The organism is Leclercia adecarboxylata (assembly GCF_006171285.1).
Classification (GTDB): Bacteria; Pseudomonadota; Gammaproteobacteria; order Enterobacterales; family Enterobacteriaceae; genus Enterobacter; species Enterobacter barmai.
The window spans coordinates 2,619,884-2,639,406 of the sequence record NZ_CP040889.1; the positions used below are offsets into that span (position 1 = coordinate 2,619,884).

The following is a 19,523-nucleotide window of genomic DNA, read 5'->3' on the forward strand; positions in this document are numbered from 1 at the left end:
TAAAAACAATGGAGTCGGCTATGCAACACAACTTACTGATTAATGGCGAACTGGTTGCGGGTTCAGGTGAGATGCAACCCGTGTACAACCCGACCACCGGCGAGGTGCTGCTGGAGATCGCCGAAGCCAGCCCGGAGCAGGTAGACGCCGCGGTGCAGGCCGCCGATCGCGCTTTCCGCACCTGGGGTCAGACCACGCCAAAAGCGCGTGCCGAATGCCTGCTGAAGCTGGCGGACGTGATTGAGCAGAACGCCGACAGCTTCGCCCGCCTGGAGTCGCAGAACTGCGGCAAACCGCTGCACTGCGTGCTGAACGACGAGATCCCGGCCATTGTCGATGTGTTCCGCTTCTTCGCGGGGGCAACCCGCTGCCTGAACGGCCTGGCCGCCGGGGAGTATATGGAGGGACACACCTCGATGATCCGCCGCGACCCGGTGGGCGTCGTCGCCTCTATCGCCCCCTGGAACTACCCGCTGATGATGGCGGCCTGGAAGCTGGGCCCGGCGCTGGCGGCGGGCAACTGCGTGGTGCTCAAACCCTCTGAAATCACCCCACTCACCGCCCTGAAGCTGGCCGAACTGGCGAAAGATATCTTCCCGGCCGGGGTGATTAACGTGCTGTTTGGCAGGGGTAAAACCGTCGGCGACCCGCTGACCGGCCACGACAAAGTGCGCATGGTCTCCCTGACCGGCTCCATCGCCACCGGGGAGCATATTATTGCCCACACCGCGCCGTCGATTAAGCGCACCCATATGGAGCTGGGCGGTAAAGCGCCGGTGATCGTCTTTAACGACGCCGACATCGATGCGGTGGTGGAGGGCGTGCGCACCTTTGGCTTCTACAACGCCGGGCAGGACTGCACCGCCGCCTGCCGGATCTACGCGCAAAAAGAGGTCTATAACGCGCTGGTCGAAAAACTGGGCGTCGCCGTCGCCAGCCTGAAAATGGGCGCTCCGGATGATGAAACCACCGAGCTTGGCCCGGTCAGTTCCGCCGCCCATCTGACCCGCGTCAGCGAGGCGGTCGAGCGCGCGAAAGCCCTGCCGCACATTCACGTGGTCACCGGCGGCAACAAGGCCGAAGGTAAGGGGTATTACTATCAGCCGACCCTGCTGGCCGGGGCGAAGCAGGGGGATGAGATCATCCAGCGCGAAGTCTTCGGCCCGGTGGTGAGCGTCAGCGTGTTCGACGACGAAGAGCAGGTTCTGGAGTGGGCCAATGACTCCCAGTACGGCCTGGCCTCATCGGTCTGGACCCAGGACGTTGGCCGGGCACACCGCATGAGCGCCCGCCTGCAGTACGGCTGCACCTGGGTGAACACGCACTTTATGCTGGTAAGCGAAATGCCGCACGGCGGGCAGAAGCTCTCCGGTTACGGCAAGGATATGTCGATGTACGGGCTGGAAGATTACACCGTGGTACGGCATGTGATGGTGAAGCACTAACGGCATTGCCCGGCGCTACGGTTTTGTCCTTTCGTAGGCCGGGTAAGCGCAGCGCCACCCGGCGTAAAGGTCATGACTGTGCGCAACGATGAACCAAATCCAGTAACTGGTTTTTTATCGATTGTGCATCCGCCGCCATATCGACTGTCGCAAAATGGATCTTATGTCCTTGCGTGACGATAAATTCATGCAGCATATACCCAACGGCAGGGTGCAACAGCATGCCTGCAGCCTGAAGGGATAACGGATCGTCATTGTTCTCCTGCGTGCGCAGATAAGTATACAGCTGATAAATATAGCCACTGCGCAACGTGGTATCACGGTGCCAGCCCTTCGTGAGGATCGCATTAAATTTGGTATCAATAATGATGCGTTTCTCATTCACCCGGTGTTCAAGAACGATATCTGACTGCATCGTCGGAAAGATATCGGCGCTCCGCGCGCTTTGATCGCTCAATGCCCATTTCAGCTCTTTCCCGGCCGCGACATGCCAGATCGCTTTTTCCAGATGGACGCGATAAAAGCCCGCAATACCTTTCTCAAATAGTCTTCTCATCCAGGCCTGATTATTTGAAGGGGCGGGTAAAAGGTGTAGCCCTTGATCCTCGGTAGGTAACAGCAACTGAAAGGCCAGCTGCGCGGCATCTACCATCGGTTTATCGGCCGCGTCATGGCGACCAAAGCGCGTCACCGAGGGCAGTTCACGGTTGTCAGGGTACTCACCGTTTATACCTTCCCGGCGCAGCGCCATTGCCGCAAAGCGGCAATCTGCGGCCAGTGCAGGTTTGGTAATGAGCGAGGTGAGGCGTTCTAACGCACAGCGAACGAAGCGATTTCGTGGGGTATCGAGCGTCATCTCCTGGAACTCACAGGCGACCCGGCCCCGATCTAACAGCTGATGGCTGGCCGTATGCAAAATATCAATGCGTCCCCGCACCCGGTTCAGAGAGGCATGCCGGGTTTGATAACCCATGCTTAAATTACGACGGCGGCGCAGCGCAATTTCATGAAGCAGGATCTTCGCCACCAGATCGGGGATCTCATCCGGGTTATCTTCCACGGCCACATTGCGCCGCCCCAGCTCCCGAAACAAGTCGGAAGCGTACAGCATCAGTAGCCAGAGATTACGCACGGGAATGCGTGCCGTCTTATGTTGCTCGCTCCCGGAAGTCATGGTGCTAATAATACTTTTCTTGCGTCGTTGACCTTGCTCGGAGCATCGAACCAGTATTCGGCGAGTAACGGGCAAATCTCCGTCTCGACTACCTGTTCATACCAGGCAAGGGCTTCACCAATCTTCTGGCCGGTTGCCGGGGTGACATAGCTGTGTCCGATACAGAATTGTGGCCCCAGGGCGACGTCATCTGCCAGTTTCTCGTTTAATGCTGTCAGTCGCGATTCGATTAAATTTAAAACGTCTAAGTCGACCGCAAATTTTTGGTTTACCCATTTTTTCCACGCATCGTTAAACATTGGCTTCAGGTCGATAAACGCGAAACGACGGCGCAAGGCTAAATCGAGTAACGCCAGAGAACGGTCGGCTATATTCATCGTGCCGATGATGTATAAGTTTTCGGGAATATAGATTTTTTCATCCGGCTCCTTGCGATAGGAGAGCTCAAGCGCCTCAGTCGGGGTGCGTTTATCGGCCTCCATCAGGGTGAGCGTTTCACCGAAAATTTGCGCCGGATTGCCGCGATTGATCTCTTCAATAATCACCACATATTTCGCTGCAGGATTATTAAGCGCTTTGTTAATAGCGTTCACGAAGGGTCCATCGATCAGCTCCAGGCGCCCCTCTTTTCCCGGGCGCCAGCCGCGAATAAAGTCTTCATAAGAGAGGTTTGGATGGAACTGCACCGCGCTAATCCGCTCGGGGGCTTGCTCACCCATCAGGCAGTACGCCAGACGGCGCGCCAGCCAGGTTTTTCCGGTGCCAGGGGGACCTTGCAGGATCAGGTTCTTTTTGTCTTTTAACCGTTGAAGGGTGAATTGAATCTTCTCTTCATCCAGGAAGCAGCCTTCTTCCAGCAGTTTACTAGTGTCGTAAGGTAAATGAGGGTTTTTAGGGGGCGGCGCGCTCTCTTCGACCGTATCCTCGGTAATATTCTGCGTCTCGGTTTTATCAAAGTTCAGGTATTCATAATTGCCAGCATTGAGGAACTTTAATTCATCATCCTTACGTAATATCTGCAGATAATAATAAATAGAATTTTCAACCGTATTGTTATTCGGATGATCGGCTTTTATTTCGTCCAGATAGTTTTCTTTGAGTTCCTGATAGGTGAAATAAGGGCTGTCTTTTTTCAGGCATAACGCCTTAATTTTGTTGAGCAGATAAACTTTCCATGTCCGATTTTCTACCTCATCTTTTGACTGGGTGACATCCGTATTCCACGCGGTCAACGAGAGTTCCGGGAAACTATGCACAGGGAAATTTGGCTGGGTAAAGGCCTGTTTAAGCGCACGTGTAATGTTCAGATAGTCATGCGCGCTACAGCGGCCTTTTACGCCGTTTTTGAGGATCTGGATGTTTAAAACTTTCTGGATGTACTTCTGCGACTGGCTATCTAACGTGGGGTAGAACCACGGACGAGCCCAGTATAAACCCATCGTCAGGTTCCAGCCGACGTTGTGTATATTTGACGTGGCATCATATACGATTGAAAAACCTTTAGTTTTATCATCCTCATTCTCTGCTGCATCTATATTATCCGCTAGCCTGATAGCCAGCGAAAACATTGCCCAGAGAATATCGATGTCATCAGTGGTACGGGTTCTCTCATACGCAAAAAACCACGACTTTTGGTTATTGAGCACGGGGATGCCGTCAAATGAATCGGGTACAGGTTCGTCTACGCCCAGCAAATCCGCCAGCCTGGCGGCAATAATTTGTCGATTACCAACGGTGAGATTGCGATTGAATAACCCCATCGTGGTGAAGGGGCAAATATCTTTTAGAGGATGAGGTTCGCCCTCAGCAGGCTTATCCTGCAGATGGGACATGCCGCCGACGTCAGCGGCAATCCGATGAATACCTGCGACCAGCTCTTCTCTTCGGTCTTGCCAGGTCAGCAGTTTACTCGCAAAAGCCTGATAAAAAGCCGCCCAGGCAAACCGGGTATCATGTTCAGCCGCGTCCATATGCTCTCCAGTAAATTTTATGTACTTATCATTCTGTTGCCGGAATTTTACGGGATCATAAGACACAATGCCTAACTACCGAAAACAGGGATCATCGATAGGGTTATATACATTCTATATGGATCATTTTTTCACCTCTCTATATACTTTGCATATAGCGGTAAAGAAGAGAGGTTATCATGCCCACCCCAACACGCACTGCACCTAAAAAATTCCTGTTCCAGCTCCGTTCCGTTGACAACGAATTCGGCGTAAGTGAAGAGACGTTTGCCCGCCTGATGGCTGAGCTATCCCTGAACCAGACTGAGTTAGTCCACAAGGCGTTACGCAACCTCGCCAAAGAGGTGTTGCCCGCCTACGAACAGGACGATGGCCCGTTGACCGAAGCGCAACACAACGCGGTCAGAAAAATGTCAGGCCTCGATATCTCAGAGGACGATCTGGACTCTCCATTATTTAAATAAGCAGGACGCTTATGACTAATAATTACAACCCGTTACCGGCAATCGGTGACATCATCTGGTGTCGATTTCCTCAACATGAGGATCTGGGGCATCCGGGGCCGAAAGCGCGTCCCGGACTGATTTTGAACGTCTTTCCGGATCTGCATGCCGTCCTGATTGTCTATGGAACCTCCCGGACGGACCACGTCTATCAGGGCGAATTTGTCATCGACGATCAGCTTGATACGGCAGGGCTAAGCTGGCCGACAAAGTTTGATCTTAATCGCCTGCAAAAATTGCCTTTTAATACCGAGTGGTTTGCGGTGGCACCAGGCGTGGAGATTGCTTCACCGTTGCCCAAAATGGGCGTCATTCCACCGGTGTTTATTCCCGTAATGCGTGCCGCCTGGTCTAAAAGACGGTAGCAGCCATTGCCCGGCGGCGCTTCGCTTGCACGGGCCTACGGTTTTGTCATTTCGTAGGCCGGGTAAGCGCAGCGACACCCGGCGCTTCTGTTTATACGTCAATAAACATGCTAAAGAAGTGAGGTTAACCTCTATACGGAACTGACCTCATGCTCAACGCCCTTAACCATCTGACCCTTGCCGTCAGCAACCTGCCTGCCAGCATCGCATTCTGGCGCGATCTTCTCGGCCTGCGGCTGCACGCCGAATGGCACACCGGGGCTTACCTTACCTGCGGCGATCTCTGGCTCTGCCTGTCTTATGACGAAACACGAACATTCATCCCGCCGCAAAACAGCGACTACACCCACTACGCCTTCTCAGTTGCACCGGAAAACTTCGAAGTTGTCGCGCAAAAGCTGATAGACGCTGGCGTAACGGTCTGGAAAGAGAACAAAAGCGAAGGGGCGTCGTTCTATTTTCTCGACCCGGACGGGCACAAGCTGGAATTGCACGTGGGGGATCTGGCCGCGCGGCTGGCGGCGTGTCGGGATAAGCCTTATGCGGGGATGGTTTTTACGTCGGATAAGGGTTAAGAGGGAGAGTAGGCCGGGTAAGCGCAGCGACACCCGGCGTGAAGACTGATGAGTAGTAGAAAGATATTTTCCCTTCCTCCATAACCCCGAAATAATTAAGAAAACTATGGTAACTGTATATTCCGCCTTAAGCAGACGTTATAAACGATCAATTATCTTTATCGGGTTAAATTCCGAATGATTAAGTCTGATATAGACAATTCCAAAATAGAGTACGTACTATCAGACCTGATTCTATTCCCATCAGGTGAAACCAGTGAGTCATGAGTCTGCGTTACGGCGTTGGGATTATTATGGCGCTGTCGGTTCTTTTAAAAATCCAGGTTTTAAACCCATTATTTTTCCCGATCTGGACGACCCCTGCGTTAAGCATGAGCCATACATCGCTGAACTCCCAATGTTTATGAAATGGTTGTATCCCTGGGATGACTTTACCTCTGGCATCGTTAATGTTCTTACCGAAAATGGTACATCATTTGGGTATACAGGGATAAGATGATGCTCTCTAAATTTATCCGCTACCTCATAGCTCTATCCCTCACAGCCTTAATTCTCTGCTTTCTGTTCATCTACCTCATCGCATCTGACATTAACGAGATGATGGTCTACAAAGAAACCGACCGCTACCGCTATTACTCGCTCACCGACAAAGAAATTAAAAACGCACCGAGAATATCGCAAAACTATTATTTCGAATCTCAACCCGGCGATGGATATGCGCCTTCAAATGCCATTATTTTCAAGGACGCCACTAACCCCGGACTGCTTCGGGATTATCTTGCTGGTTCAGGTTACGTCCGGGAGCAACGAAAGGCGCGTGAAATGGAAGTGTGGTGCCAGCCCAAAAACGCGTGCAGGTCCCGCTTCTATATATACGTCGATAAACATGCTAAAGAAGTGAGGTTAACCTCTATACGGAACTGAACCTCATGCTTAACGCCCTTCTGGCGGCGTGTCGGGATAAGCCTTATGCGGGGATGGTTTTTACCTCAGACGACACATAATTTGCCCGGCGGCGCTTCGCTTGCACGGGCCTACGGTTTTGTAGGCCAGCGACCACTTTTCTCCCACTGTTTCACTATGTGAAACATTTCCCGCAACGCTTCTTTGATACCCCTCACGCATCCCGAACCCCCGCTCGTCAGCCTCTGCGAATTCCTTACACTCAGCTTCATAACAAACACGTCACATTCGTTGACACCTTTCCTGGCCTCAGGAGGTTACATGGCTAATACCGACTCTGAATTCGCGGGTGATTACGCATCTGCCGGGCAGCACGCGCCAGCCCAAACCAGAACCAAAATGATGCTCTCGGCGGGCATCGGCCATTTTATCGAGTGGTTTGATTTCGGTCTTTACGGCACGCTGGCGGCGATTATCGCCACTAACTTTTTCGCCAGCGGCGATCCGGTTATCGGACTGCTGAAATCCTTCGCGGTCTTCGGCTCCGGCTTTCTGATGCGTCCCCTGGGCGGGCTCTTCTTTGGCTCGATGGGCGATCGCTTAGGGCGGCGCAAAGTGCTGGTGACCGTCATCGTCATCACCTCCTGCTCCACCTTCGTGATGGGCATTTTGCCCACCTGGCATCAGGTGGGGATCCTTGCCCCGGTGCTGTTGGTCATCACCCGCCTGGTGCAGGGCTTTGCCGCTGGCGGTGAAAGTTCTGGCGTCATTACCTATCTGGCCGAAAGCGCCAAACCCAGCCGTCGCGCCACGCTGACCTGCTGGAGCGAAAACTTCAGTTTTATGGCCTTCGTCTGTGGCTCGGGGCTGGTGCTGTTTCTCACCCATACGCTCGGCGAAAGCGCCATGAACGACTGGGGCTGGCGCATTCCGTTCCTGCTGGCGGCCCCGCTGGGATTAGGCGGGCTCTATATGCGCCGCAATATGGAAGACTCCAGCGAATTTAAAAAGCTCAAACAGACCGGCAAGCTGGAGAAATCCCCCCTGCGCAAATCGCTCGCCACCTCTTCACGCGCCCTGTTGTTCTGCACCGGCTTCGTGGTGGTAAAAGCGGTCAGCAGCTGGGTATTGCAGTCCTTTATGCCGGGCTATCTCTCCACCCATTTGCACTACAGCAAAACCGACTCGTATCTCATTACCACCCTCGGCTTACTGAGCGTCGCGGTCTGTATGCCGATCACCGGCTACCTCTCCGATATCTGGGGGCGCCGCCCGCTGATGCTGATGGGGTGCGGCGGTTTCATTCTGCTGACCTACCCGGCGATGCTGGTGATGAGCCAGGGCTCGGTGGGCACCTCTATCGCGGCGATGAGCATGCTGGGCGTCTTTGTCGCCATGTTTAACGGCGGCTGCGGTGCGGCGATGGTTGAACTGTTCCCGACCGCCATTCGCTACGGCAGCATCGCCATCGCCTACAACCTCACGGTGGCGATCTTCGGTGGCGTTACGCCACTGGCCTCTGCCAGCCTGATCTCGTTAACCGGCGATCCGCTCTCGCCTGCGTGGTACGTGATGATCACCGCGCTTATCTCATTCATTGCCGTGTGGCTGGCGAAAGAGACCGCCGGCAAAGTGCTGGATTAACCGTCCCGGAGTTATTATGAAAATTAGTCGCGTTGAATGTTTTCCGCTGAAGATCACCCCAAAGCAGGCCTATCTGGGGGGCAGCGTCGAAGGGCATGAGAGTGATTACTACTATCGCCCGGAGTACCGCTGCGTCTACTCGCGCAAAATGGAGACCTGCCTGGTCAAAATCACCACCGACGACGGCTGCGTCGGCTGGGGTGAAGCGCTGGCCCCGGTAGTGCCGCAGGTGATTGCGGAGCTGATAACCCAGCTCTTCGCACCGCTGCTGAAAGGGCAATCGCCTCTCTCAAGCGGCGTGCTGAACGCCCGCATGTACGACGCAATGCGCGATCGCGGCCATATCACCGGCTACCACATCGACGCCCTTGCGGCCGTGGATATCGCCCTGTGGGATCTCAAAGGCAAGCTGCTCGGCCAGCCGGTCTGGCAACTGCTGGGCGGCGCGTACCGTGACACCATTCCTTGCTACGTTTCAGGCCTGCCTGAGCCCGACCTGCCTGCGCGTTGCCAGCTGGCGAAACGCTGGCAGGAGAAAGGCTTTAACGCCGTCAAGCTGGCGCTTGGCTACGGCGTGCGGGAAGACATTGCCAACGTGCGGGCCATTCGTGAAACCCTGGGCGACGAGGCGAAAATCTTCCTCGATGCCCACTGGAATTACAGCGTGGCGGACGCCGCAGAGCTGGCCACGGCGCTGCGCGAATTCGGCGTCGGTTTCCTTGAAGCACCGCTGTTGCCGGAGGACGTGGCAGGGCACCGCGAGCTGCGCAGCAAAAGCCCGGTGGCGATCGCGCTGGGCGAAACCGAGCGCACCCGCTACCAGTTCAAACCCTTTATCGAACAGCGTGCGGCCGACATTTTGCAGCCGGACGTGGGCCGCACCGGCATCAGCGAGCTAATGCACATCGCCTCGCTGGCGGAGACCTGGAACCTGTTGGTCGCCCCGCATCTGAGCGTCGGGCTTGCGCCCTGTATCGCCGCCTCGCTGCACGTCGCGGCCGCCATCCCCAATCTCTACATGCTGGAGTATCAGCCCCCGGTCTTTGAGATTGCCAACCAGCTTCTCACCACGCCGCTCGTCTGCCAGCAGGGGGCGTATCAGCTGCCGCAGGGGCCGGGGCTGGGTATTGAAATCAATGAAGACGCCGTCATGGAGGCAACATGTTAAAAGGCAACGTACCGATTCTGGCCACCGCGTTTGATGCTGAAGGCGAGGTGGATTTCGCCTCGATTGAGCGGCTGGTGAAATTCCTGCTGCAACAGGGCATAGATGGCCTGGCGCTGTTCGGCAATGCCTCCGAAGGCTATGCCCTGACCCAGGGTGAAAAAGAGGCGCTGTTCGCCTGCGTCAGGAGGCTGACCGGCGATCTGCCGCTGGTGGCCGCCGCCGGGGGCGCTGCCTCTGGGGTGGCGATTGAAGAGATCACCCGGGTACAGCGCTGGGGGGCTCAGGTCGCGATGGTGAATCCCCCGTCGGTGGTAAAGCCGGGCCCTGAGGAGATCGTCAGTTTTTACCGGGATATCTGCGAGGCCTGCGACATTGAGATCATGATTCAGGATGCGCCACTGATGACCGGGGTCAACATCCCGGTGGCCACGCTGGTTAAGCTCTGCCAGTCGTTTCCGGCCATCAAGTACATCAAAGTGGAGCAACCGCCTACCACGTTGAAAATCTCCGCCCTGAAGCAGGCTCTGGGCGACAGCGTGGGCTTGTTCGGCGGCCTGAACGCCGGTTTTCTCTACGAAGAGCTGCGTCGCGGCGTGATCGGCACCATGCCCGCCTGCGAATTCCCGGACGTCATCAACATGATTTTGCAGGCCTGGCAGCACAACCCGCGGGAAGCACAGTCGCTCTTCTACCGCTATCTGCCGTTCCTGCGCTACGGCGTGCAGCCGGGGATCGGCGTGGCGATCCACAAAACCGTCCTGCACCGGGCGGGGATCTTCACAACCGACGTGGTGCGCGAACCGGCCAAACGGCTGGACGCGGTCACCCGCGACGAGTTGCAGGATCTCACTGACGCGCTGCCGCTGGCGGTGTTCGGAGCGCGGGTATGAATTACATCGCCGTTGACTGGGGAACCAGCAATTTTCGGGCAATCAGCGTGCGTGACGGCCAGGTGATCCGCACCGTGCAGGACACCTGCGGCGTGGCAACCTGCGAGCGCGGCGAATTACCGGCGATTTTGCGCCAGCAGCTGTTGCGGCTGGAAGAGGCCTGGGACCCGCATCTGCCCGTGCTGCTATGCGGCATGATTGGCAGCAATATTGGTATTGCCGATGCGGGCTATATGACCTTACCGCTCAGCTTCCGCGAGCTGCTGGGCAAGGGACGCGAACTGCCCGGCATCCTCAAAAACCCGCTGACCCTGCGGCCAGGCATCTGCGATCCGCAGGCCAACGAGATCTGCCGGGGCGAAGAGATGCAGCTAGCCGGGGCCATCGCCCTGACGGACGCCAGCACCTTTGCCGCAGTGGGCACCCACAGCAAATGGATGACCATCGATCGCCCGCAGCAGCGCGTGACGGGTCTGCGTACCCTGATGACCGGCGAGCTCTATCACCTGGTGCTCAATCACTCGGTGGTGGGCAAAGGCCTTCCTCCACAGGTTACTTCCGCCAGCGCCTTCAGCGAGGGGGTTGGCGTGGCGCAATCGACAGAGGCCGGACAGGGCGATCTGGTGAGCGAGCTGTTTCGCTGTCGGGGGCGGTACATTCTGGGGAAACTCGACCCGGCTTTCGCCGCAAGCTGGCTCTCCGGCCTGCTGATAGGCCACGAGGTTCTGCGCGGTCATCCGGTGAAAGAGAAGGTCTGTTTTATCGGCAGCCAGGCCCTGCTTCCTCTCTACCAGCAAGCCTGCGAGCAAATCGGGCTGCCCTGCGCCACGCTGGGGGCGGAAACCGCGCTGATTGCCGGGCTGAACGAGGTATTCCGCCATGATCGCTAACGCCGACATTATTGCCATTTTACGTGGCATCACCCCTGCCGAGTGCGTGGAGCAGGTGGCCTGCCTGCGGCATCATGGCCTCACCACCGTTGAGATCACCACCAACTCGCCGGAGTGGATCGCCAGCCTGCGACGGCTGCGTGCCGCCTTTGGCGATGAGGTGACGGTGGGGGCGGGAACGGTCTTAACCCCGGAACATGTTGCCGCCAGCGCCGCCGCCGGGGCGCGGTTTATCCTCACTCCCAATCTTGATCCGGAGGTGATCCACGCGGCAAAACGTCACGATCTGGGGGTGTGCGCAGGGGTGATGACCCCCAGCGAGATTTTCAGCGCCTGCGAGGCGGGGGCCGACGTGCTGAAGATTTTTCCGGCCAGCGTCATGCCGCAAAACTATCCGCAATTGATCAAGGGCCCGCTCTCCGCGCCGGTACGCTTTTCGGCGGTAGGCGGGGTGGACGTTAATAACGCCGCCGACTACCTGCGCTACTACGACAGCGTCGGGATCGGCAGCGCGCTCTACAAGCCCGGGCAGACAGTGGCGATCACCGCAGCGCGTTGCGCGCTACTGCTGGAGCGCCGGGAGCGCGGAGCCGCTGATTTTACGCGCGGCAGAGATCAGGAAATGGCGTAGTTTGTCGATGTCCAGCTTATCGCCCTGAATGTTCGACAGGGCGATGGCGGCCTGCATGCCCGGAATAATGCAGGCCATGCGGTAATCTGTTTCGTTAAAGGTTTTACCAAACACCTGATGACGCCGGGCTTCTTCGATATCGCGCCTGAGCAACTGGTAATCGTGTACGCCGAGGCGAGCCACGATCTCCTCGTCACTCATCGCCGACAGCAATTTGATGCCAATCACCGAGTCATGCACCGGAAAAGATTCGTAGTTTCCGATGGCCCTGGCGATGCTTTTGCCGCCGCGAGTGTGGATGAGATAGACCACGTTTTTGCCGCTCAGCACCCCCACGACAATCGACACCGAGTGGCTGCCGGTCTCCTCCAGCATCTCCAGCACGGCGGTATAAAACGCCGAATTATGGATCGCGTTCGCCGAGAGCCGGTGGATACCCATTCCCAGGCTGTACTTGCGTCTGGCGTCCTGCTGCACCATCTCCAGCGCCAGCAGGGTTTGCATCAGGCGGGAGACTTTCGCCGGATCCAGCCCCATCTCACGGCCAATTTCGCGAATACCAAAAGCGCGATTACCCGTCGCCAGCAGATTAAGGCAACGAAATGCGTCAAAGACAGTGCTGTTCATCTCACCTTCCGGGAATGTATTCAGTGTCTTAAGTGTAAGGGGAGAAGGGGAGGAAAAGTATTGTCGGCAGCGACGAGTGTGAACGTGACAGGAAAAAAGGTAACCGGGGAGCCAGTGCCCCCCGATCCACAGCCTTACAGCCCCTTCACAAACGTCAGCAGGTCTTCGTTCAACTGGTCCTGATGCGTCAGCGCAAAGCCGTGCGGCGCGTTGTCGTACACTTTCAGCTCCGCATTGCTAATCAGCTCCGCCGCCACTTTACCGGTGGTTTCGAACGGGACGATCTGGTCGTTGCTGCCGTGGATCACCAGCGTCGGCACGTCGACTTTGGCCATATCCGCACGGAAGTCGGTTTCGGCAAAGGCGGTCACGCAGTCCAGCGTCCCTTTCAGGGAGGCCAGCAGGGCGATGTTCAGGGTCTGGGTCAGGCCGCCTTCAGACACTTTCTGTCCGGCGTTGAGGCCGTAGAACGGGGTGGCGAAATCGCTGATGAACTGGGCGCGATCTTTCAGCAGCCCGTCGCGAATGCCGGCGAAGACCGACTGATCCACACCCTGCGGATAAGAGTCAGACTTACCGAAGATCGGCGTTACCGCACCCAGCAGCGCCAGCCCGGCCACGCGGTCGGTGCCGTAAGTGCCGATATAGCGGCTCACGTCGCCGCCGCCCATGGAGAAGCCCACCAGGGTCACGTCGCGCAGATCGAGCGCCGTGATCAGGTCGTTGATGTCGGAGGCAAAGGTGTCGTAGTCATAGCCGTTCCACGGCTGATCCGAACGGCCAAAGCCGCGACGGTCGAAGGCGATGGCGCGGAAGCCGCGCTCGGCCAGATAGTTAAGCTGGCTGTCCCACATGTCGGCATCCAGCGGCCAGCCGTGGCTGAACAGCACCGGCTTACCCGCGCCCCAGTCTTTGTAGTAAATCTGCGTGCCGTCTTTCGCTTTGATCGTAGCCATAGTCTCTTCCTCAAAATGTTGTTTTAGGTTTTAAACCGGCGCCACCAGATAACGGGTCGCCGGGGGTGCATCGCCCTGATGAAAAGCCAGCACGCGGCTTTGCAGCAGGTGGTCGTTCATGGTGTGGCGCTCCTGCAGACGCAGGTGTTCAACCCACGAGCCCAGCAGGAAGGTCTCGATATAGAGGCCCGGCCGGTCGATATCCTCATACACCGCCCAGCTCATGGCGCCCGCCCGCCGCCTGACCCGGCGCAGCTCGTGGACCGCCTGCAGAAAATCGTTTACCGCGTCGGGATCAACCAGATATTCGCAGGAGACCAGCACCGGGCCGCGCTCGTTGGGGATGTTCTCCCGGGCGTCGTCGGCAATCAGGCCGCTGGTGTCGAGGTTCAGGTTGGGATCTTTCTCCAGCTTCCAGCGCAGCACCGTGGCGCTCGCCAGCAGCATCCCCACCGTCGCCACGCAGAGTGACGTATAGGTGTTGAAGTGCGAGGCAATCTGTCCCCACAGGGCGCTGCCCGCGGTCATCGAGCCGAAAAAGACCGTCAGATAGACCGCCAGCGCCCGGGCCTTCACCCAGCGTGCGGCGCTGCGTTGCGCCCCCAGGTTGAGCGTGGACAGCACCGCAATCCACGCAAAGCCGGTGAAAAACTCAAACAGGTTCAGCAGCCAGAAGTGGCGCACGAAGGCCAGGGCCAGCATGGTGAGGGCGAAGACCAGGCTTGCCGCCACCATCAGCCGGTCGGCGTTCAGGCGCTGGCGCAGTCGCGGCAGCAGCACCGCCCCGGCAATCGCCCCCAGCCCGATGCAGGCCAGCATGATGCCGTACCCCGCCGGGCCAAGGCCCAGCTCCCGGCGCGCCACCAGCGGCAGCAGCGCCCAGCCCGCGCTGGCGAACACGAAAAACGCCACGGTGCGAATCAACACATTACGCAGCACCGGGGCGGCGTGGACGTAGCGCACCCCGGCGCGCACTGCCGAGAAAAAGTGCTCCGGCGGCAGGCGCTGCACCGAGAGCGCAGGCTTCCAGCGCCACAGCACCCAGGCCACGCCCAGCACCGACAGGGCATTGAGCAGAAACACCATCCACGGCCCGGCCAGCGAGAGCAAAAAGCCGCCCAGCGCCGGGCCGATGGCGCGACTGATGTTCACCCCCAGCGAGTTGAGGGCAATCGCCGGGCCCAGCTCCGCCTTGCTCACCAGATCCGGCACCACCGCCTGGAACGGCGGCGAGCTCATGGCGCTGCCGACGCTCAGCAGAAACGCCGCCACCAGCAGCACCGTCGGCGTCACCTGGCCGGTAAACGACAGAATGGTCAGCCCGGCGGCGGCGATAAACACCCACAGTTGCGAAAACAGCAGGTACTTGCGCCGGTCGACGATGTCCGCCATCACCCCGGAGGGCAGGGCGAAGAGGAACATCGGCAGGCTGCTCGCCGCCTGCACCATGGCGATATCCAGCGGGTCGGCGCTCAGCGTCAGCATGCTCCAGTTGATCCCGACGTCGCTCATCCACGAACCAACGTTCGACACCACCGTGGCGATCCACAGCATGCGGAACACCCGCTGGTGCAGCGGCTGCCACGTCGACATCGCCGGGGCAGGCGGGTGCTCAATGTGCGCGTCGGTCACCTGGGTCATGCGAATCTCTCCGTGGCACGCGAGCGTAACCGCCACGCGCCGGGGCCGGTGATGGCAAGGGTGGTGAAGATAATCAGCAGCAGCCAGCCAAACTGACCTTCGGCAATCGACCAGTCAGGGTGCACCGCCAGCATCGCCACCAGCAGCACGGCGATAATCGGCACGCAGGCCAGCCGGGTCGCCACGCCGAACAGGATCAGGATCGGGCAGATCACCTCGGCGAAGATCGCCGGGATCAGGCTGAAATACGGCCCGAAGCCAAAGGGATCTTCGATCCGCGTCAGTTCTTCGCTAAAGTGCAGCACCTTCGGCAGGCCGTGAACGTAGAGCAACAGCAGGCTGCCGGTGATGCGCAGGAAGAACAGCCCCAGGTCGATCCGGGGCAGGGGTTGAGTTGAGTTCATCATGATCAGAACGCGAAGCAGCTGCAGCCCAGCGCTCCCCAGAAGGCGTTATCGTCGGCCACCGGCATCTCTGCGCTGCGGGCAAAATCGTGGGCGTGGTTATGCACGCCGCACGGCCCGCTGCAGTGGTGCACGGCGCTCATCCCCACCCGGGCGGCCTGCGGTGGCGCGGATCGGTAGTGTCCCGGCACCTTGACCACCGGCGACCACTCCGGCAGTACCGGGATGGCAGGCGGCGCCAGCGGGCCGAAAGCGCCTGCGGCATAGACGATATCGCCGTCCACCACCGTCAGCACCGACTCGATGCCCTTGATCTCCTCTTCCGGTACGCGGAAGAAGTCTTTGCTCAGCACCGCGAGATCCGCGAGCTGGCCCTTTTTGATCTGCCCTTTCTGGTTCTGCTCGTTCGAGAACCACGCGCTGCCCTGGGTCCAGAGCATCAGGGCGGTATCGCGATCCAGACGGGCGCTGTGATCGTACATCTGCATGCCGCCCACGGTGCGCCCGGAGACCAGCCAGTAGAGCGCGGTCCAGGGGTTGTAGCTCGCCACGCGGGTGGCGTCGGTCCCTAAGCCTACCGGCACGCCGGTCTCCAGCATGCGGGTTACCGGCGGGGTATGGCGGACAGCCTCCATCCCGTAGCGCTCGGCGAAGTACTCGCCCTGGAAGGCCATGCGGTGCTGCACGGCGATGCCGCCGCCCAGGGCCTTGATGCGGTCGATGTTGCGCTGGGTGACGGTCTCGGCGTGGTCGAAGAACCAGTGCAGGCCGTCGAACGGGATCTCGCGGTTCACCTTCTCGAAAACGTCGAGCATCCGGCTGATGGACTCGTCATAGGTGGCGTGCAGGCGGAACGGCCAGCGGTGTTCCACCAGATGGCGCACCACGCGCTCCAGCTCGTCCTCCATGCCGGGGGCCAGATCCGGGCGCGGCTCGAGGAAATCCTCGAAGTCGGCGGCGGAGAAGACCAGCATCTCCCCCGCGCCGTTATGGCGGAAGAAGTCGGTGCCCTGGCCCGGCTTGAGCATGTCGGTCCACTTCTCGAAGTCCTCCAGCTCGTGGCCGGGACGCTGGGTGAAGAGGTTGTAGGCGATGCGGATGGTCATCTGCTTTTTGTCGTGCAGCTCGGCGATCACCTCGTAGTCTTCCGGGTAGTTCTGGAAACCGCCGCCCGCGTCGATGGCGCTGGTCAGCCCCAGACGGTTCAGCTCGCGCATAAACTGGCGGGTGGAGTTCACCTGCTGCTCCAGAGGCAGTTTCGGCCCTTTGGCGAGGGTGGCGTAAAGGATCATGGCATTCGGACGGGCGATCAGCATCCCGGTCGGGTTGCCGTTGGCGTCGCGCTGGATCTCGCCGCCCGGCGGGTTCGGCGTCTCTTTGGTGTAGCCCACCACCTTCAGCGCCGCGCGGTTGAGCAGGGCGCGATCGTAGAGGTGCAGGATAAAGACCGGGGTATCCGGCGCGGCCTCGTTGATCTCATCCAGGGTCGGCATGCGGCGCTCGGCAAACTGGAACTCGCTCCAGCCGCCCACCACGCGCACCCACTGCGGTGACGGGGTGCGCAGGGCCTGCTCTTTCAGCATCCGCAGGGCATCGGCGAGGGATGGCACCCCTTCCCAGCGCAGCTCGAGGTTGTAGTTCAGCCCGCCGCGGATCAGGTGCAGGTGCGAATCGTTAAGACCGGGGATGGCGGTATGGCCTTTGAGATCCACCACTTTGGTGGCCTCGTCGTGGTACTGCATCACGTCGGCAACGGTGCCGACGGCAAGGAATTTGCCGTCACGTACGGCCACCGCTTCGGCGAGGGGATTTTCACGGTCGACGGTATGAAACTGGCCATTCACCAGAATCAGATCTGCTTTAGCAGAGGAAGTCATAACTGCTCCTGACTGAGAGGGGTTTGGTCAGGATTATTGGAACCGGTTACCGAAAAAAACCAGTTATACAAAGGGATAGGTATACCAAAGTATAACTATACTGACGTATAACTATACGAAAGGTTAATTATACAAAGAGATAATTACCTCCGGGGCGAGAGAGACATAGGATGCAGTCAACGCATCGTCAAAGGTGGTGCGGCGGATTTCACCTGTTAACCTCACTGGATACCATTATGTCTAACTCAAAGCTCGAAGTGTTAACCCCGGATAACTGTCAGATTATCTTCATCGACCAGCAGCCGCAGATGGCGTTTGGCGTGCAGTCTATCGACCGTCAGGTGCTGAAAAACAACGTGGTAGCGCTGGCGAAATCGGCCAAAGTGTTCAACATCCCGACCACCATCACCACCGTTGAAACCGAAAGCTTCTCCGGCAACACCTTCCCGGAACTGCTGGACGTCTTCCCGGGTAAAGACATCCTTGAGCGCTCCTCCATGAACTCCTGGGATGACCAGAAAGTGCGTGACGCCCTGAAAGCCAACGGCAAGAAGAAAGTGGTGGTCTCCGGCCTGTGGACCGAAGTGTGCAACAACACCTTCGCCCTGTGCGCGATGCTGGAAGGCGACTACGAGATCTACATGGTGGCGGATGCGTCCGGCGGCACCTCGAAAGAGGCCCACGACTTCGCGATGCAGCGCATGATCCAGGCCGGCGTGATCCCGGTAACCTGGCAGCAGGTGATGCTGGAGTGGCAGCGTGACTGGGCGCGTAAAGAGACCTACAACGCGGTAATGGATATCGTGCGTGAGCACTCCGGTGCCTACGGCATGGGCGTGGATTACGCCTACACCATGGTGCACAAAGCACCGTCTCGCCAGAAGAGCGAGCACGAAACCCTGGCCCCGGTTCCGGCCCCGGTCCGCTAAGTTCGACGCGGCAGGCTGGGCCCTCATCCGGCCTGCCGCTGACCTCCCTGGAGTTCACCATGAGTACTGGGTTAATTTCCCTCGCGGCAGGCGTGCTGATAGGCCTGCTCTACGCGCTGCTGAAAGTGCGTTCCCCCGCGCCGCCCGCGCTGGCGCTGATTGGCCTGCTGGGAATGCTGGCCGGCGAACAGGCGACCCGCCATTTTCTGCACGCTGACGACACCGCGCAAAAAGCGCCCGTCACCCTCTCAACAGGAGCCTCGTCATGAAAGCCTGGGTCATTTCACTGAGCTGTGGAATTCTGGCAGGGGTTATTTATGCCGCAATTGATGTACACTCGCCCGCGCCGCCCGTTGTTGCGCTGATGGGGCTGTTTGGCATGCTGATGGGGGAGCAGCTGATCCCGATTGGCCGCCGTCTTTTCAGCCGCCAGCTAACGATGACCTGGTTTCGTCACGAATGCGTTCCCAAAATCAGCGGCACTCCGCCTCCACCCCGTCCCGGCGACGGCAGTGAGGGTTAATCACGATTCATTTGAGGAACACGAGCATGCCGCAGCGCATAGCCATCATTGATGATGAACGGTCTGTTCGCAGCGGGTTAAGCAACCTGCTGCAGTCGGAGGGGTACGCCACCGAAGCCTTCGACTCGGCGGAGGGGTTTCTCAGCCACCCCACCGCGCTGACCGACGCGGCGCTGGTGATTGCCGACATCCGCCTGCGGGGGATGAACGGTCTGGAGATGCTCGACAGGCTGCACCTCATCGCCACTTCGCCCCCGCCGCTCATTTTTATCTCTGGTCATGCGGATGACAACATAGAGCGCTACGCTGTTGAGAATGGCGCCGTTGTTTTTCTGCGCAAACCCATTAATGTCGATGTGCTGCTGGCGCATATTCAGCGCGCGCTCGCCACCTGACAACACCTTTACC

The 19,523-nt window shown here is 58.5% G+C and carries 22 protein-coding genes; 15 read left to right on the forward strand and 7 right to left on the reverse strand.

All coding sequences use genetic code 11. The features are described from left to right. The first annotated feature begins 20 nt into the window (after nucleotides 1-20). Nucleotides 21-1,445 carry an aminobutyraldehyde dehydrogenase gene (patD, locus tag FHN83_RS14305; RefSeq protein WP_139564132.1) on the forward strand — a complete coding sequence of 475 codons (1,425 nt, stop codon included), beginning with the start codon at nucleotides 21-23 and terminating at the stop codon, nucleotides 1,443-1,445. 70 nt (nucleotides 1,446-1,515) lie between these two features. Here the strand turns inward: patD and mcrC are convergent, their stop codons facing one another. Next, the gene (gene mcrC, locus FHN83_RS14310; RefSeq protein ID WP_139565439.1) at nucleotides 1,516-2,619 is read right to left on the reverse strand and encodes a 5-methylcytosine-specific restriction endonuclease system specificity protein McrC; all 1,104 of its coding nucleotides are present in this window, start codon (nucleotides 2,617-2,619) and stop codon (nucleotides 1,516-1,518) included. Further along, nucleotides 2,616-4,589, reverse strand: coding sequence for an AAA family ATPase (locus tag FHN83_RS14315; RefSeq protein ID WP_139564134.1), 1,974 nt, complete (start codon nucleotides 4,587-4,589; stop codon nucleotides 2,616-2,618). Before FHN83_RS14315 ends, mcrC begins: the two co-directional genes overlap by 4 nt. A 179-nt stretch (nucleotides 4,590-4,768) precedes the next feature. Here FHN83_RS14315 and FHN83_RS14320 point away from each other — a divergent pair, with 179 nt between their 5' ends. The 10 genes from FHN83_RS14320 to FHN83_RS14365 all read left to right on the forward strand — a co-directional run bounded on the left by FHN83_RS14320 (nucleotide 4,769) and on the right by FHN83_RS14365 (nucleotide 12,158). Beyond that, a complete protein-coding gene (locus FHN83_RS14320; protein ID WP_138370150.1) occupies nucleotides 4,769-5,053 on the forward strand; it encodes a hypothetical protein in 285 nt (94 codons plus the stop codon). 11 nt (nucleotides 5,054-5,064) lie between these two features. Next, entirely contained in the window at nucleotides 5,065-5,457 is a 393-nt protein-coding gene (locus tag FHN83_RS14325) for a hypothetical protein (protein WP_039030567.1), read from the forward strand. Between the two features lie 149 nt (nucleotides 5,458-5,606). Then, complete coding sequence (locus FHN83_RS14330; RefSeq protein ID WP_139564136.1) at nucleotides 5,607-6,032, forward strand: FosA8 family fosfomycin resistance glutathione transferase; 426 nt, start codon at nucleotides 5,607-5,609, stop codon at nucleotides 6,030-6,032. A 256-nt stretch (nucleotides 6,033-6,288) separates the two neighbouring features. Then, nucleotides 6,289-6,531 carry a hypothetical protein gene (locus tag FHN83_RS14335; protein ID WP_139564137.1) on the forward strand — a complete coding sequence of 81 codons (243 nt, stop codon included), beginning with the start codon at nucleotides 6,289-6,291 and terminating at the stop codon, nucleotides 6,529-6,531. Continuing rightward, the gene (locus FHN83_RS14340; protein ID WP_139564139.1) at nucleotides 6,528-6,956 is read left to right on the forward strand and encodes a hypothetical protein; all 429 of its coding nucleotides are present in this window, start codon (nucleotides 6,528-6,530) and stop codon (nucleotides 6,954-6,956) included. The genes FHN83_RS14335 and FHN83_RS14340 overlap by 4 nt, the downstream gene beginning before the upstream one ends. Nucleotides 6,957-7,337: 381 nt before the next feature. Further along, nucleotides 7,338-8,579, forward strand: a complete 1,242-nt coding sequence (locus FHN83_RS14345; protein ID WP_419146418.1) for an MFS transporter — start codon at nucleotides 7,338-7,340, stop codon at nucleotides 8,577-8,579. A gap of 16 nt (nucleotides 8,580-8,595) precedes the next feature. Next, nucleotides 8,596-9,747: a mandelate racemase/muconate lactonizing enzyme family protein gene (locus FHN83_RS14350; RefSeq protein ID WP_139564142.1), complete on the forward strand. Its 1,152-nt coding sequence runs from the start codon at nucleotides 8,596-8,598 to the stop codon at nucleotides 9,745-9,747. Further along, on the forward strand, nucleotides 9,741-10,637 hold the full coding sequence (locus FHN83_RS14355) for a dihydrodipicolinate synthase family protein (RefSeq protein WP_139564144.1): 897 nt from the start codon (nucleotides 9,741-9,743) through the stop codon (nucleotides 10,635-10,637). Before FHN83_RS14350 ends, FHN83_RS14355 begins: the two co-directional genes overlap by 7 nt. Continuing rightward, on the forward strand, nucleotides 10,634-11,527 hold the full coding sequence (locus tag FHN83_RS14360) for a 2-dehydro-3-deoxygalactonokinase (protein WP_139564146.1): 894 nt from the start codon (nucleotides 10,634-10,636) through the stop codon (nucleotides 11,525-11,527). Before FHN83_RS14355 ends, FHN83_RS14360 begins: the two co-directional genes overlap by 4 nt. Further along, nucleotides 11,517-12,158, forward strand: coding sequence for a 2-dehydro-3-deoxyphosphogluconate aldolase (locus FHN83_RS14365; RefSeq protein WP_139564148.1), 642 nt, complete (start codon nucleotides 11,517-11,519; stop codon nucleotides 12,156-12,158). Before FHN83_RS14360 ends, FHN83_RS14365 begins: the two co-directional genes overlap by 11 nt. Here the strand turns inward: FHN83_RS14365 and FHN83_RS14370 are convergent. The 5 genes from FHN83_RS14370 to FHN83_RS14390 all read right to left on the reverse strand — a co-directional run bounded on the left by FHN83_RS14370 (nucleotide 12,090) and on the right by FHN83_RS14390 (nucleotide 17,663). Beyond that, nucleotides 12,090-12,785 (reverse strand): helix-turn-helix domain-containing protein, encoded by a 696-nt coding sequence (locus tag FHN83_RS14370; protein ID WP_139564150.1) that lies wholly within the window; start codon nucleotides 12,783-12,785, stop codon nucleotides 12,090-12,092. The genes FHN83_RS14365 and FHN83_RS14370 overlap by 69 nt on opposite strands. A gap of 134 nt (nucleotides 12,786-12,919) precedes the next feature. Then, nucleotides 12,920-13,741, reverse strand: coding sequence for an alpha/beta fold hydrolase (locus tag FHN83_RS14375; protein WP_039030563.1), 822 nt, complete (start codon nucleotides 13,739-13,741; stop codon nucleotides 12,920-12,922). 30 nt (nucleotides 13,742-13,771) lie between these two features. Next, entirely contained in the window at nucleotides 13,772-15,382 is a 1,611-nt protein-coding gene (locus FHN83_RS14380) for an MFS transporter (RefSeq protein ID WP_139564152.1), read from the reverse strand. Beyond that, a complete protein-coding gene (locus FHN83_RS14385; RefSeq protein WP_419146419.1) occupies nucleotides 15,379-15,786 on the reverse strand; it encodes a DoxX family protein in 408 nt (135 codons plus the stop codon). The genes FHN83_RS14380 and FHN83_RS14385 overlap by 4 nt, the downstream gene beginning before the upstream one ends. Before the next feature lie 5 nt (nucleotides 15,787-15,791). Further along, the gene (locus tag FHN83_RS14390; RefSeq protein WP_039030560.1) at nucleotides 15,792-17,663 is read right to left on the reverse strand and encodes an amidohydrolase; all 1,872 of its coding nucleotides are present in this window, start codon (nucleotides 17,661-17,663) and stop codon (nucleotides 15,792-15,794) included. Between the two features lie 236 nt (nucleotides 17,664-17,899). On the opposite strand from FHN83_RS14390, the gene FHN83_RS14395 reads away from it, so the two are divergent. The 4 genes from FHN83_RS14395 to FHN83_RS14410 are packed head-to-tail and all read left to right on the forward strand — an operon-like array spanning nucleotide 17,900 to nucleotide 19,510. Next, complete coding sequence (locus FHN83_RS14395) at nucleotides 17,900-18,592, forward strand: hydrolase (RefSeq protein ID WP_039030559.1); 693 nt, start codon at nucleotides 17,900-17,902, stop codon at nucleotides 18,590-18,592. A 59-nt stretch (nucleotides 18,593-18,651) separates the two neighbouring features. Further along, nucleotides 18,652-18,861 carry a DUF1427 family protein gene (locus FHN83_RS14400; RefSeq protein WP_032616311.1) on the forward strand — a complete coding sequence of 70 codons (210 nt, stop codon included), beginning with the start codon at nucleotides 18,652-18,654 and terminating at the stop codon, nucleotides 18,859-18,861. After that, nucleotides 18,858-19,115: a DUF1427 family protein gene (locus tag FHN83_RS14405; protein ID WP_139564154.1), complete on the forward strand. Its 258-nt coding sequence runs from the start codon at nucleotides 18,858-18,860 to the stop codon at nucleotides 19,113-19,115. Before FHN83_RS14400 ends, FHN83_RS14405 begins: the two co-directional genes overlap by 4 nt. A 26-nt stretch (nucleotides 19,116-19,141) precedes the next feature. After that, a complete protein-coding gene (locus FHN83_RS14410) occupies nucleotides 19,142-19,510 on the forward strand; it encodes a response regulator (RefSeq protein WP_039030556.1) in 369 nt (122 codons plus the stop codon). Nucleotides 19,511-19,523 lie beyond the last annotated feature (13 nt).